At 62.9% G+C, this 16,398-nt stretch carries 2 protein-coding genes; both read right to left on the bottom strand.

Annotated elements, in window-relative coordinates:
- A partial coding sequence (locus tag NCR38_RS33775; RefSeq protein ID WP_250478521.1) for a non-ribosomal peptide synthetase occupies positions 1-15,297 on the bottom strand: 15,297 nt, incomplete at its 3' end.
- A 202-nt stretch (positions 15,298-15,499) separates the two neighbouring features.
- On the bottom strand, positions 15,500-16,396 hold the full coding sequence (locus NCR38_RS33770; RefSeq protein WP_061117033.1) for a cupin-like domain-containing protein: 897 nt from the start codon (positions 16,394-16,396) through the stop codon (positions 15,500-15,502).
- Positions 16,397-16,398: the final 2 nt, after the last annotated feature.

Here is a 16,398-nt window from a genome sequence, read left to right as displayed (position 1 = left end):
GTTGCGGCCGAGGAACTCGATGTTGCCATCGGCACGATAACGCGCGAGATCGCCCGTGCGGTACATGCGCTCGCCGGATTCGAAGGGATTGGCGACGAAGCGCTGAGCGGTGAGCGCCGAGCGTCGCAGATAGCCACTCGCCAGACCTGCGCCGCCGATATACAACTCACCCGTCACGCCGAGTGGCACAGGACGCAAGGATTCATCGAGCACGTAGGCTTGCGTGTTGGCAAGCGGTCTCCCGATGGGAATCGACATGCCGTATGCGATGGCGTCGTGATAGGCATGCGTCAACACGCCCACGGTGGTCTCGGTCGGCCCAAAGTGATTGAGAATGCGCATGCCGGGCTTCAGCGCCTGCACGCGACGGATCCAGTCGGCGCGCGTCGCTTCTCCGCCGAGCACGAGCAGTTGCGTCGGCAATGCCGGGGCGGTGTCGAGCGTGACGTCAACGAGCGCGCGCAGATGTCCGGGCACGATCTTGAGAACATCGATGCCGCGCTGACGCATGTATTGCCCGAACAAATAGCTATCGGTGGTGCGCTCGTTCGACAGCACATGCAGCTCGTGGCCCGCGACCAGCGCACCGAACAGAATCGTATTGCCCAGATCGGTCGCGATGGTCGAAGCAAGTGCCATCTTCGACTGCGCTCGAACGTTCATCCTCGCGAGCACGCCGCTCAAATAGTTCGAGAGATTCCGATGACTCAATACGACGCCCTTCGGCTTGCCGGTCGAGCCGGACGTGTAGATCACATAAGCCGGGCAGTGCGCATGCATGTCGATGGCGGGTTCGATATCGGGACATGCTTGGACACGCCTCGCGTCCTTGTCAGGACAGACGATCGGCACGTCCCGCGCGACATCTGAAAGACCGTCGAGAAGCGATGTCTGAGTCACGAGCAGCGATACATCGGCGTCGTCGAGCATGTACCTGAGACGCTCCGCTACCGTGGTGGGATCGAGCGGCACATACGCAGCGCCTGCCTTGAGTATCGCCATCAACGCGACGATCATGTCGATGCCGCGCTCCATGCACAACGCGACGCGATGCTCTGGTTCGACGCCAAGCGCGATGAGATGATGGGCAAGCCGGTTGGCGCGGGCATCGAGTTGCGCATACGTGAGCGACTCGTTTTCAAAGACGAGCCCGATTGCATCGGGCGAGCGTCGCACCTGTTGAGCGAAAAGCTGATGGATACACAGATGCTCGGGATACGCAGCGGCGGTATCGTTCCATCGCCTGAACATTGCGTGCTCTTCGGGTAGCACGATCTCGAACGCATGCAGGGGCGCATCGGGTTGATCGAGCGCCTGTTCGAGCAGGCGCTCGAAGCGTTCCCCGAGCCTTGCAATCGTGCGCTCGTCGAAGAGATCGGACGCGTAGCTCAGGCTGCCAGCAAAGCGCCCTTGCGTGTGCGCGAGCTTCAACGTGAGATCAAACTTCGCGCCGGCTTCGGACGGAGGCAGCAACTCGAGCGTGAGTCCGGGCAAGGCGAGGGGCTCCGCCGGTGCGTTCTGCAACACGAACATCACCTGGAAGAGCGCCGTACGGCTGGTATCGCGAGCCGGCGCGAGTGCTTCGACGAGCTTCTCGAACGGCAGGTCCTGATGCGCGTAAGCGGCGAGCGTCGTATCGCGCACTTGCGTGAGCAACGTACGCAACGAAGGCGAACCGGAAAGATCCGCGCGCATGACCAGCGTATTGACGAACAGGCCGATGAGCGGCTCGACTTGCGCGTGCGTGCGATTGGCGATCGGCGAGCCGACTGCGATATCCGTTTGACCGGATAGACGCGCGAGCAGCGTCTGGAAGACGGCGAGCAGCAGCATGAAGGGCGTCGTGCCTTCACCTTGCGCGAGCCCGATCAGCCGCTCGGAAAGCACCGGGCTCAGAGCGAAGGGCAAGCTTGCGCCGCGCCCGCTGATGTGCGACGGCCGAGGGCGATCGGTCGGCAGATCGAGCGGCGCGAGCCCCTCGAGCCGATCGCGCCAATAGCGTGTCTGTCGTTCGAGTTCGGCGCCGGCGAGCCAGTCGCGCTGCCACAAGGTGAAGTCGGCATACTGCACGTCGAGCGGCGGCAACGCAGCAGGCGCGTTCGACAACGCCGCCGTGTAGCACGCGCCGAGTTCACGCACGAGCACGCCAGTCGACCAGCCATCGTAGATGATGTGATGGATCGTGAACAGCAGGACATGCTCTCGCGCAGACAGGCGCAGCAATCCAGCACGAAGCAGCGGACCGCGTGCAAGATCGAATGCGTGTGTTGCTTCGTCTTGTGCCAGGCGGCGGACTTCGGTGGCTTGCGCATCGGCATCGAGCGTATCGAGCGCGATCAGCGGCAAGGTGATCCGTGCTTGCGTCGCGATGCGTTGAACCGGCAAACCATCGTGTTGGGCGAAGCATGTGCGCAGGATTTCATGTCGATCGATGAGCGCATCCATCGCGCTCTGCAACGCGCGAACATCGACCGATCCGCTGAGACGCACGGCCACTGGAATGTGATACGTAGACTGCCCCGGGTTGAGCTGCTCTAGGAACCACAAACGTTCCTGCGCGAAAGACAACGGCAGATGCGTGGGGCGCTCACGGGTCCGCAAAGGCGGCAAGATGCTCGCGCGATCGGAAGGCGCATCGAGCGTAAGCGCTTCGGCAAGCGAGGCGACGCTAGGCGCATCGAACAGCGTACGCAAGGGCAGCTCGATCGCAAGCGTCTGACGCAAGCGCGAGACGAGTTGCGTAGCAAGCAGCGAATGACCGCCGAGCGAGAAGAAGTTGTCGAGGACGCTCACGCGCTCGAGGCCGAGCACATCGGCGAAGCACTGCGCGAGCGTGTGTTCGAGCAAGGTGCGCGGCGCGACATACGCGGCGAGGTCTTGCCATTGCGGATCGGGCAGTGCGCGACGATCGAGCTTGCCGTTGGGCGTCAGCGGCAACGCGTCGAGCAGCACGAAAGCCGACGGCACCATATAGTCGGGCAGACGCGAACTCGCATGTTCCCGAAGTTCGTCAATGTCGATATCGCCAGTTGCCGTGACATATGCGACGAGTTGCTGATCCAGCGTCTTTTCATGCCGCATGCGGGCGATGACGACGGCCTCGCGCACCAACGGATGACTGGCGACGTGCGTCTCGATCTCGCCGAGCTCGATACGAAAACCGCGTATTTTGACCTGGTGATCGTTGCGTCCGAGAAACTCTATATTGCCATCGGCGTGATAACGCGCGATATCGCCCGTTCGATACATGCGCGCGCCGGCGATGAACGGATCATCGATGAAACGTTCGGCCGTGAGATCGGGCTGGTTCAGATAACCACGCGATACGCCCGCGCCGCCGATATACAACTCACCAATCGCGCCCGGCGGAACCCACTGAAGGTGCGCGTCGAGCAGATAGATGCGCGCGTTGGCAATCGGCTTGCCGATAACCGGTTGCATCTGATCGGCCGTGATTTCCGTGAGCGCGGCATCGACGGTGCATTCGGTCGGACCATAGACGTTGAACGCGCGAATCCGGTCAGCTAGCGCGAGCCTGTTCCACGTCTGTTGCGTGATCGCTTCGCCGCCGATAAGCAAGGTCAGCTCCGAGTGTCGACGCTCGAGCAAGCCGCTGGCGAGCATGACATCGAGTTGAGTCGGCGTGCAGTCGATGACGTCGATATCGGCGTTGTTCAGATACTCGATGAGCGCCGCGCTATCGGTGCGCACGTCGGCGGGAATCAAGATCAGCCGATGACCTGCAAGCAGCGCGGTGAGGCTCTTCAGCGAAGAATCGAACGCGATGCTTGCGTTCAGGCCGATGCCGGAGCGGGCGGCGCAACGTGCGAACACCGTTGATTGCAGCGCGTAATGCAGATTCACGACATGGTGATGCTCGACCATCACGCCCTTGGGCTTGCCGGTGGAGCCGGAGGTATAGATGACGTAGGCGAGATGATGCGCCGCGACGTTCGTTTGCGGGTTCTCTTGTGACAGCGCGTCATCGAGCGATGCATCGATATCGAGTACGACGAGCGCGCCCGTGTCGCCCAATGCTTCACGGCCCGCAGCATCGGCGAGCAGGAGACGCGGCGCTGCATCGGTGAGGATGTGGCTCAGTCGTTCGCCCGGATAAGCCGGATCGAGCGGCACGTAAGCGCCGCCTGCCTTCAGTATCGCCATCAACGCGACGATCATGCCGATGCTTCGCTCCATGCACAGCGCGACCCGATCTTCCGGCCGGACCCCGAGCGCGACCAGCCGATGCGCAAGCCGATTCGCGCGCGCATTGAGTTCGGCGTATGTGAGCGATTCGTCTTCGAATACAAGCGCGATTGCTTCAGGCAAGCGTCGAACCTGTTGTTCGAACAGACGATGGATGCACACATCTTCGGGATACGCCGCGGTCGTGTCGTTCCATCGTTCGAGCAACGCATGCTCTTCGGGCAGCACCAGTTCGAGCGCATGCAAGGGCGCATCGGGTCGATCGAGCGCCTGTTCGAGCAGACGCGTGAAGCGTTCGCCCAAGCGCACGATCGTTTGCTCATCGAACAGGTCGGCCGCGTATGCGAGCGTGCCGCGCAAATGATCTTGTGTTTGCGTCAGGTTCAGCGTGAGATCGAACTTCGCGCCAGCATCGGCGGGGCGCATTACTTCCAGCGTGAGGCCGGGCAGCGCGAGCGGCTCCATCGGCGCATTTTGAAGGACGAACATCACCTGGAACAACGCCGTGCGGCTGGTATCGCGAACCGGCGCGAGCGCTTCGACGAGCTTCTCGAACGGCAAGTCCTGATGCGCGTAAGCGGCGAGCGTCGTTCCACGCACTTGCGCGAGCAATTCACGCAGCGACGGCGATCCCGAAAGATCGGCGCGCAAGACGAGCGTGTTGACGAACAGGCCGATGAGCGGCTCGACCTGCGCATGCGAGCGGTTCGCGATAGGCGACCCTATGGCGACGTCGTTTTGACCGGATAGCCGCGCAAGCAGCGTCTGGAACACGGCGAGCAGCAGCATGAAAGGCGTGACGCCTTCCCGATTCGCAAGCGCGTCGATCCGATTGCACAACGCGGCACTCACCGCGAATGGCACGCTCGCGCCGCGTCCGCTCATTTGCGATGGACGTGGGCGATCGGCGGGCAGGTTCAGCGGTGCGAGTTCGGCAAGCTGATTGCGCCAGTATTGCGTCTGACGTTCGAGTTCGGCACCCGCCAGCCAATCGCGCTGCCACAAGGTGAAGTCGGCGTATTGCACGGCCAGTGGCGGCAGTGAGAGAGGTTCATTGCGCAATGCAGCCGCATAGCCCGCGCCGAGTTCACGCACGAGCACGCCCGTCGACCAGCCATCGGAGACGATGTGATGCATCGTGAACAGCAAGACATGTTCGTGTTGCGCAAGACGCAGCAAGAGCGCACGAAGTAAAGGACCGCGCTGAAGATCGAATGCGCGCGTGGCTTCATCCTGCGCGAGTCGACGCAGTTCGGCGGCTTGTGCATCGGAAGCGAGCGCATCGAGCGCGATGACCGGCAGCGCGATGTGCAAGTGCGGCGCGATGCATTGCACGGCCTGTCCGTCGTGTTGCGCGAACGTCGTTCGCAAGCTTTCGTGACGCTCCACGAGGGCGTTCAGCGCGGTTTCGAATGACGGCACATCGAGTGCTCCGTTCAGACGCACCGCGACCGGAATGTTGTAGGCGGATTGTCCCGGATTGAGTTGTTCGAGGAACCACACACGTTCCTGCGCGAAGGACAGCGGCAGACGAGCGGGCCGCTCGCGTGCTTGCAAAGGCGGCAAGGCGCTCGCGACGCGGGAAGGTTCGTCGAGCGCAAGCACTTCGGCAAGCGCGGCAACGCTCGGCGCATCGAACAAGGCACGCAGCGGCAACTCGATGGAAAGCGCCTGACGTACGCGCGACACGAGTTGCGTGGCCAGCAGCGAATGGCCGCCCAGCGAGAAGAAGTTATCGAACACGCTGACACGTTCGAGGCCGAGCACGCTGGCAAAGCATTGCGCGAGCGCATCTTCTAGCGATGTGCGCGGCCCGACATAGGTGGCCTGGTCCTGCCACTGCGGGGCGGGCAATGCGCGACGATCGAGCTTGCCGTTGGGCGTCAGCGGCAAGGCATCGAGCACGACGAAGGCCGAGGGCACCATGTAATCGGGTAAGCCCGATGCAAGATGTTCGCGCAACACGCTTGCATCGATCTCGTCCGTGCCGGTGACGTACGCGATGAGCTGTTGATCCTGCGTGGCTTCATGCCGCGCACGCGCGATGACGACGGCCTCGCGTACCGACGGATGACTGGCGATCTGCGCTTCGATCTCGCCGAGCTCGATGCGGAAGCCGCGAATCTTGACTTGATGATCGTTGCGTCCGAGAAATTCGATGTTGCCATCGGCGCGATAGCGTGCGATGTCGCCGGTGCGATACATGCGCCCGCCCGGTACGAAGGGATCGTCGAGAAAGCGCCCGGCGCTGAGTTCGGGACGATTCAGATAGCCGCGCCCAACACCCGCGCCGCCGACATAGAGTTCGCCCACGGCGCCGACAGGCATCAAGCGGCGCTCGGCATCGAGCAGATAAATGCGCGTGTTCGCAATGGGACGGCCGATGGGCACCGGGTTCGACTCTTCCGGCAGGCACCGATACGCGGTCGCCCAAACCGTCGCTTCCGTGGGACCGTATTCGTTGTAGAGCGCGACCGGTCGGCGCAGCGTCGAGCTTTGCTTCGCGAGTCCCGGCGGGCACGCTTCGCCCGCGACGATGATCTCGCGGAGCTTATGAGCATCGCTCGACGACATGCTGTCGAGAATGGCCTGGCCGAGCGACGGCACGCACAACACACGCGTGATGTCGCGATGCCGCACCAGTTGGATGATCGCGTCCGGGTCTCGCGCGGTATCGAGATCTACGAGCGCAAGACAGCCTCCGTTCGTGAGCGTGCCGAAGAGGCCCGCGACGGAGCTGTCGAAAGCGAGCGACGACAGCAGCAGGAAGCGTTCGTTCGATGCGCGCTCATAGAACCGGTGCCGCGCGAAGGTGGACGCGACGAGCGTTCCGTGCTCGATCGCAACGCCTTTGGGCTTGCCGGTCGAACCCGATGTGTAGATCACGTAAGCGAGGTTGTTCGGCCCGACGTTCGGGCGCGGATCGTGCTGCGGGAACGCGTCGTTGAGCGCTGCATCGGGATCGATGACCGTGAGCGAACCCGTGTCGCCCAATGCTTCGCGACCGGCGGCATCGGCAATGAGCAGACGAGGCATCGCATCGGTGAGGATATGCGTCAGCCGTTCGCCTGGATAGGCAGGATCGAGCGGCACATACGCGCCGCCTGCCTTCAGTATCGCCATCAACGCGACGATTCCGCCGATGCCGCGCGCCATGCAGAACGCGACGCGATCTTCCGCTTGCACGCCCAGCGCGATCAGCCGATGCGCAAGCCGGTTCGCACGCGCATCGAGCTGCGCGTACGTGAGCGACTGATCCGCGAAGATGAGCGCGAGCGCATCGGGCGTGCGCCGGACTTGCTCTTCGAAGAGCTGTTGAATACAGACATCGTCGCGATAGGCCGTTGCCGTGTCGTTCCATCGTTCGAGGAGCGCGTGTTCCTCGGGCAGCACGAGCTCGAGCCCAAAGAGCGGTGCATCGGGCTGATCGAGCGCCTGTTCGAGCAAGCGCGCGAAGCGCTCGCCGAAGCGCGCGATGGTGCGTTCGTCGAACAGGTCGGTAGCGTAGTTCAGGCTGCCGGTCAGATGGTCTTGCGTATGAGTCAGGTCCAATGTGAGATCGAACTTGGCGCCGGCTTCGGCCGGCGGCAGCAACTCGAGCGTGAGTCCGGGCAAGGCGAGCGGCTCCGCGGGTGCGTTCTGCAACACGAACATTGCCTGAAACAACGCGGTGCGGCTGGTGTCGCGAACCGGCGCGAGCGCTTCGACGAGCTTCTCGAACGGCAAGTCCTGATGCGCGTAAGCAGCGAGCGTCGTATCGCGGACTTGCGCAAGCAACGTACGCAACGAGGGCGACCCCGAAAGATCGGTGCGCAACACGAGCGTGTTGACGAACAGGCCGATGAGCGGCTCGATCTGCGCATGCGTGCGATTGGCGATGGGCGAGCCTACGGCGACATCGTTCTGTCCGGACAGTCGCGCAAGCAGCGTCTGGAACACGGCAAGCAGCAGCATGAAAGGCGTGACGCCTTCGCGGTGCGCGAACGCATATAGCCGTTCACATGACGCGGGGCTAAGCGCGAAAGGCAACGTTGCGCCGCGTCCGCTGATCTGTGCGGGGCGCGGACGGTCGAGAGGCAAATCCAGCGGCGCGAGATCGGCAAGACGATCGCGCCAGTATTGCGTCTGACGCTCCAGTTCCGCATCGGCGAGCCAGGCACGCTGCCATATCGTAAAGTCGGCGTATTGGACAGGCAAGGGCGGGAGCGCAACCGGCTCCTTGCGCACTGCAGCCGTATAGCATGCGCCGAGTTCACGAACGAGCACGCCGATAGACCAGCCATCGGAGACGATGTGATGCATCGTGAACAACAGGACGTGTTCAGCGGATGACAAACGCAGCAATTGCGCGCGAAGCAGCGGTCCATGCTGGAGATCGAAGGCGCGTGAGGCTTCGATTTGCGCAAGGCGGAGGACCTCGGCGCTTTGCTCATCGGCGACGCGTTCATCGAGTTCGATGAGCGGCAGCGCGATCTTCAGGCTGGAAGCAATGCATTGCACTGCCTGGCCGTCGTGCTCCACGAACGATGTGCGCAGGCTCTCGTGACGCGCCACGAGTGCGTTCAACGCTGTTTCGAATGCGTGAACATCGAGCGAGCCCGAGAGGCGCACGGCGACCGGTATGTTGTACGTCGATTGTCCCGGATCGAGCTGATCGAGGAACCACAAGCGTTCCTGCGCGAACGACAGCGGCAGTTGCACGGGACGCGGCAACGCTTGCAAGGGCGGTCGCGCACCGGGTTGACGAGCCGTGTCCTCCAGCGCGTCGGCGAGCGCCGCGACGCTTGGCGCATCGAAGAGCGTGCGCAAGGACAGTTCGACCGACAGGGCTTCGCGCAGTCGCGAGACGAGTTGCGTCGCGAGCAACGAGTGACCGCCGAGCGCAAAGAAGTCATCGAAGATGCTCACGCGTTCGAGGCCGAGCACGCTGGCAAAGCACTCCGCAAGCGATGTTTCAAGCGATGTCCGCGGCGCGACATACACGGCGAGGTTCTGCCATTGCGGATCGGGCAGCGCGCGGCGATCCAGCTTGCCGTTTGTCGTAAGGGGCAAGGCATCGAGCGTCACGAACGCGGATGGCACCATGTAATCCGGCAAACGCGAACTGAGATGCTCGCGAAGATCGCTCGTATCGGTGTCTGAAACGCCGGTGATATAGGCGATGAGTTGCTGATCCTGCGTCGCTTCATCGCGCGCACGCGCAATGACGACGGCTTCGCGCACCGCCGGATGACTGGCAATCTGCGCTTCGATCTCACCCAGCTCGATACGAAAGCCTCGAATCTTGACCTGATGATCGTTGCGCCCGAAAAACTCCAGACTGCCATCGGGCCGATACCGTCCGAGATCGCCCGTACGATAGAGCCTCGCGCCCGGAACGAACGGATCGTCGATGAAACGCTGGGCGGTCAGCTCGGGCCGATTGAGGTAGCCGCGCGCCACGCCCGCGCCTCCGACATACAACTCGCCCACCGCACCGACAGGCGCGAGCCGCTGTTGCGCATCGAGCAGATAGATCGTCAGGTCGGGAATGCGCACGCCGATCGGGCTGTGGCTGTCCGCGCAGTCTTCGCGATCGAGCGGTCGATAAGTCACATGCACGGTCGTCTCGGTGATGCCGTACATGTTGACGAGGCGCGGCTGCCGATCCGAATGACGTGCGTACCACGTCTCCAGCATCGAAGGATTCAACGCCTCGCCGCCGAACACGACATAACGCAACGCGGTGGGCGCATCGTTCGTTTCCTGCGCCTGTATCAGTGCACGAAATGCGCTGGGCGTCTGATTCAGCACGGTCACGCGTTCCTGCTGAAGGAGTCGAATAAAGTCGGGCGTGAAACGCGCAACCTGTTGCGGCACGATCACGAGCTTGCCGCCATAACGCAGCGCGCCCCACATTTCCCAGACCGAGAAATCGAAGGCGAACGAGTGGAACAGACACCAAACATCGCGTTCATCGAAACCGAACCAGTCGTGCGTCGCATCGAAGAGACGAACGATCTGCGCATGCTCGATCATCACGCCCTTGGGCTTGCCGGTCGAACCGGACGTGTAGATCACGTAAGCGAGATGCGACGGAGCGACGGCTGTAAGTGGATCGTCTTGCCCGATTTCGTCGTCGAGCGATGCATCGGGATCGATCACGGTGAGCGTGCCCGTATCGCCGAGCGCCGCGCGGCCGGCGGCATCGGCGAGCAACAGGCGCGGTGTCGAGTCGATGAGAATGTGGCTCAAGCGCTCGCCCGAATAAGCGGGATCGAGCGGCACATAAGCGCCACCCGACTTGAGGATCGCGAGCAATGCGACCATCATGCCGATGCCACGCTCAACGCATAACGCGACGCGATCTTCCGGCCCCACGCCCAACGCGATCAGACGATGCGCGAGCCGGTTCGCCCGCGCGTTGAGTTGCGCATAGGTCATGGATTGATCTTCGAAGACGAGCGCGACCGCGTCGGGCACGCGCCTCGCCTGCTGCTCGAAGAGCTGATGAATGCACATGTCCGATGGATACGAAGCCGTATCGTTCCATGTCTTCACCAGCAAGTCGTGCGTCTCGGGCGGCACGACATCGAGCTGGTTCACCGGCGTTTGCGGCGCCTCTTCGAGTGCCTGCGCAAGGCTCGACAACGCCTGTGCCATATATCCGCAGAGCTGTTCGGGCGACAGCGGCGCGACGGTCTGCGCGATGAGGCCGAGACTATCGCCGTTGTCGTCGACGCACAGCGTCAGCGGATAATTCGTGCGCTCTTCGGCGCCGAGCAGTTCGATTCCATCGAAGGCGGTGTGCCGTTCGTCGGATGCGCGATTATGACGATAGTTGAGCAGCGCATTGAAGAGCGGCGCGGGCGCGGCAACGCCGCTGCACCGTTGAGCGAGCGCGAGCGGGGCATGCTGATACTGCAGCAGCGCGGCAAGACGGTCATGCGCAAGACGCGCGCTGTCCGCGACGGAAGCGTCGTCGATGTCGAGGCGAACCGGCAAGGTGTTGATCACGAGCCCGAGCGCCTGATCGACGCCCGCCTGCATGCGTCCGAGCAACACGGTGCCAAATACGACGCGCCCATCGGAATCGAGCGCGCTCCCCGCGCTCAACACGCGCGCCCACGCGAGATGACAGAGACTCGCGAGACTCACGCCGATATGCCGGGCCTGCGCGCGCAGACGTGCATCTAGCTCTGCGGGCAGCGTGATGTGCGCTTCGGCGACGGCCGAGCCGTCGTGATGCACATCGGTCAAGCCGAACGGCAACGTGGGCTCGCTGACATCGGCGAGCGTGTCGCGGAAAAAGGCTTCCTGCGCTTCACGGTTCGCACCGAGCCGGGCCTGCGCGACGAGGTCGCGGAATGGTTGCGCCGCGCCCAACGCGTGCGCGCGGCCATCGAGAATCGCGCCGATTTCCGCATGCATGACTTCGAGCGTCGCATGATCGCCGATCAGATGATGCCAGTTCAATTGCATCAGCCAGCGATCACCGCACGCCTCGCGTGCGATCGCGATCTGCATCAAGGGCGCACGAGCGAGATCGAGGCGCTGCGTGCGCGCATCGAAACGATGCGTCAGATCGTCGACCTCAACGATCGTCACGGGCGCGTGACGCAGGACGACCTGCGCTGCCGTCGTCACGCCTTCGTGAACGAACGCGGTGCGCAGAATGTCATGCCGCGCGACGACCTGTTGCAACGCATCGACCCATGCATCGAGACGGGCGCGGCTGTCGAACGCGAGGCGAGCCGTTTGCAGATACGGATCACCTTCGGTCGTGAGCATGTGATGAAACAGGATGCCTTCCTGCAGCGGCGCGAGCGCATAGATATCCTGAATGTTGGAGATCCCGCCAGGCACCTGATCGACGATGCGATCGATATCCGCCTGCGTCAGCGCGATGAGCGGCAGCATGTCCGGCGTGATGGCGCTGTTCGCGGCCGTGATGGCATTGGGCGGCACGACGATGTCGGACTTCGGCGCGGCGTAATCGATGGCATCGGCGAATGCGCTGAGCACGGGCGTCGCGAAGAGATCGCGCACGCTCGCTTGCAGCCCGATGCGCCGCAAGCGCTCGATGAGCGTCACCGCGAGCAGCGAGTGGCCGCCGAGCGCGAAAAAATTGTCATGCCGGCCGACACGTTCGATGCCCAGCAGCTCAGCCCACAGATCGGCGAGCGCGCTTTCGGTGCGACCTTGCGGTGCTTCGAAGGGACGCAGCGCGAAGGCGTCGGCTTGCGGATCGGGCAACGCGCGGCGATCGAGCTTGCCGCTCGGCGTAAGCGGCAGCGCATCGAGCGTGACGAACGCGGCGGGCGTCATGTAGTCGGGAAGACGCGAACTCAGATGCTCGCGCAAGCCGCTTGCATCGATGCCGAATTCATCGCGCGCGGTGACGTAGGCGATGAGTTGCTGATCCTGCGAGCCGGGCGTGCGCGAACGCGCAATCACCACGGCATCGCGCACCGCCGGATGACTCGCGATCTGCGTCTCGATCTCACCGGGCTCGATGCGAAAGCCGCGAATCTTGATCTGCAGATCGTTGCGTCCGAGGAATTCTATGTTGCCGTCGAGATGAAATCGGGCGAGATCGCCGGTGCGGTACATGCGCGCGCCCGGCACGAAGGGATCGTCGAGAAAGCGCTCGGCCGTGAGCTCAGGACGATTCAGATAGCCGCGCGCAACACCCGCGCCGCCGATATACAGTTCGCCCACGGCGCCGGGCGGCACCACGCGACGCCGCGCGTCGAGCACATAGGTGCGCGTGTTGGCGAGCGGCTTGCCGATGACCGGTTGCGCCTGTTCGTGCGTGATCTCCGCGAAGGTCGCATCCACCGTGCACTCGGTCGGACCATAGACGTTGAACGCGCGTATGCCTTGTGCACGCGCGAGACGGCTCCACGTCTGCGGGGTGAGTGGTTCGCCGCCGACGAGCACGGTCAGTGGCGTTTGCCGTCGTTCGAGCAGACCAGCGGAGAACAGCGATTCGAGTTGCGTCGGCGTGCAGTCGAAAACGTCGATATCAGATGTATCGAGAAAATCGACGAGCGCCATCGCGTCGGTGCGCACATCGGCGGGAACGACGACGAGTCGATGTCCGGACAGCAACGCGGTAAGGTTCTGCACGGACGCATCGAAGGCGATGCTCGCGTTCAGCGTAACGCCAGCATGCGGCGTGCAATGCGCGAACACTGTCGATTGCAACGCATGATGCAGATTCATCACATGCCGATGCTCGACCATGACGCCCTTGGGCTTGCCGGTCGACCCGGACGTGTAGATCGCATACGCGAGATGATGCGAGGCGAGGCCGGGCACATGCGGATCGGTTTGCGGCAGCGCATCGTCGAGCGATGCATCGGGATCGAGCACCGCAAGCGCACCGATATCACCGAGCGCGTGACGGCCCGCCGCATCGGCGACCAGCAACAGGGGCGAGGCATCGCCGAGTATGTAACTCAGGCGCTCCCCCGGATAAGCCGGATCGAGCGGAATGTACGCGCCGCCCGACTTGAGTATGCCGAACAACGCGACAATTGCGCCGATGCCGCGCTCCATACACAACGCGACGCGATCTTCGGGACGCACGCCGAGCGCGATCAGCCGATGCGCGAGCCGGTTCGCACGCGCATTGAGCTGCGCAAACGTGAGCGATGCGCCATCGCAGACGAGTGCGACGGCGTCGGGCGTGAACCGGGCCTGCTGCTCCAGAAGCCGATGAATACACTCATGCTCGGGATACGGCGCGGCTGTGTCGTTCCAGCGTTCGAGCAGCGCCTGTCTTTCTGGCAGCACAAGCTGAAGCGTATGCAGCGGCGCATCGGGCTGATCGAGCACTTGTTCGAGGAGACGCGTGAAGCGGCGCGCGTGCGCATCCACGGACTCGGGCGTATAGAGCAACGGATTGCCATCGAACATCAATTCGATGCCGAGTTCATCGCCCTGGTCATGCACGATCAGCGCGAGATCATCGGGCGTGCCATAGAACGAGCGATTCGAGCCGATGAGGCAGCCCGCGAAGTTCAGCGCGCGGCTGTACTCCGGCATGATGTTCACGGTGGGACCGAAAAGCGGCCTGTCGGCTTCGATGCGGCCCACATCGCGCCGGATATCTTTCACGCGATAGCGTTGATGACGCAGCACCCGGCGGCTCTGCCGTGACACGGCATCGAGAAGATCGACGATGGTCGTGCGTTCGTCGACGATCGCGCGCAACGGCAGCGCATTCGACAACATGCCCGGCACGCTTCTCGCCAGACGCCCGACGCGTGCGGTGACGGGCAAGCCAAGCACCACTTCGGGCTGGCCGCTCAGACGTGCGACGTAGGCGGCCATCACCGCCGTCATGATTTGCGGCCAGGTGGTGCCGTTGCGTGCGGCCATCTCGCGCATGCGCGCGGTCGTGTCGGGCGATAGACGGATTTGCGCGCTCGCCTGCGAATACGCGTGGGCAGGCATCGGCTCGGGCGCCATGCACGCCGAGAGGATCACAGGCTCGGGGCAATCCTCCATGTATTCCTGCCAGAACTGCCGATCGCTTTCGAAGGCGCCGGATGCGCGATACGCTGCGTCGCTGTCGAGCAGATTGGCAAGGGGCGCCCAGCCGGACGGCGCGGGATCGTGTCCTTCGATCAGTGCCGAATAGACGGCTGCGAGCCGCTGCGTGAAAAGCAGGAACGAAAATCCATCGAACGCGACATGGTGAATCCGCTGAAAGAAGAAAAAGCGCGTGGGGCTCGCCTGAAAAAGCTGCGCATCGAATAGCGGCCAATGACCGAGATCGAATGCCGTGGCGAGCGCGGTCTGCACATCGCGATCGATCGCTTCCAGCGGATCGGGTGCGTCGCTTACATCGACGACGCGCAGCGTGAAGTGCAACGGCTCATCGGGCACGATCTGACGCGGCAAGCCGTCGGTGACGAGCAGGCGCACGCGCATGCCTTCGGCTTCGTCGACGGTTTGCCGCAGCGCAGCCTGAAGCACATCGACATCGAGCGGCCCGATGATCTCCGTGAGTTGCGCCAGATTGAAGCGCGGATCGTGCAAATCGAATTGCTGCCGAAAGAAGATGCCCGATTGAGCAGGCGTGATGGGAAAACCGTGCATGGCGTCGATCCGTAGTTGAGAGCACGCGCGTGCTCTGGAAAGCGATGGTCAAGGACAGGGTCACCAGAACGCGGTGGAAGAAGCGCACGCGCGTTCGCGCGCGGGTCCACCTGGCACAGATCCCTGCGTGTTCGTCAGACTGATCCGGCGGCGAGGAGGGACGAAAATGCGCCTCGATCGTCCGCGGGTGCGGATATGAAACTCACGAAGTCACGAGTCGGGATAGCGAACCGAGGGCGACGAACGCTCTCATGCGGAACGCGAGCATCGCGCTTTGCTGCGCGTGGATGACGTCTTTCACGGCGGGATCGCTCAATGAACCGATGCGATTGAGCGGCGTTCTGAAACAATGAGCGAGTGTGATGCCGAAATCGCTATCGGCGGGATCGACGCCATGCCACCAGAACGGCGGAATATAGAGAACGTCGCCGGACGCAAGCGTCGCTTCGAACTTCGTCAGTGCACCATCCGCGGGAAAAAAGCGCGCGCTGTCATCCATGTGATGAAGATTGGACTTGATCGGCACGGCATACGCCTGCCAGTCTTCGCTGGACAGCTTGAACATGGAAATGCGCTTGGTCCCGATGAGTTGCGTGGTCAGCGTCTCGTCGGTCGTATGGTAATGCCATTCGGTTGAAGCATTCCGATAGATGAAGAGCCGGTCTTGCGCGTAGGCGCGCGGCGGTCGATCGCGCTCTGCTTCGAGAAAATCGTAATGGCCGAGATCGGGCTTCCATTCCGCCGGAATAGGCAACGCGCGAATCGCATGTGTCTCGTCCGGCCCTGCATTGCGCAGACGCGTGATGGCCTGACCGAGTTTCAGCTTCGGGAGATTTGCATACCAGAGGCCGGTGGGCGAGGCGTTGAACGCATCGGAGACGCCGACTTCGCTATCCGTCAATGCTTCCAGATAACCCGGTGCATTCCATTTCTGAAGAGCGGGCCAGTTGCGCACAGCCCGCCTGATGACAACGGGTTTCTGAGCACAGACATAGTCGCTCCAGAATTGCCCGCGGCCGAGCGTTTCATTATCGATGGACGGAAGCTGTACGCTGCGTCCCGGAACAAGGTCGATCACTTTCACAATGTGCTTGGCCATTT

Origin of the sequence: Caballeronia sp. INML1 (assembly GCF_023631085.1) — a bacterium.
Classification (GTDB): Bacteria; Pseudomonadota; Gammaproteobacteria; order Burkholderiales; family Burkholderiaceae; genus Caballeronia; species Caballeronia turbans.
The sequence above is the reverse complement of the archived record's forward strand: the minus strand, read 5'-3'. Positions and strand labels throughout refer to the sequence as shown.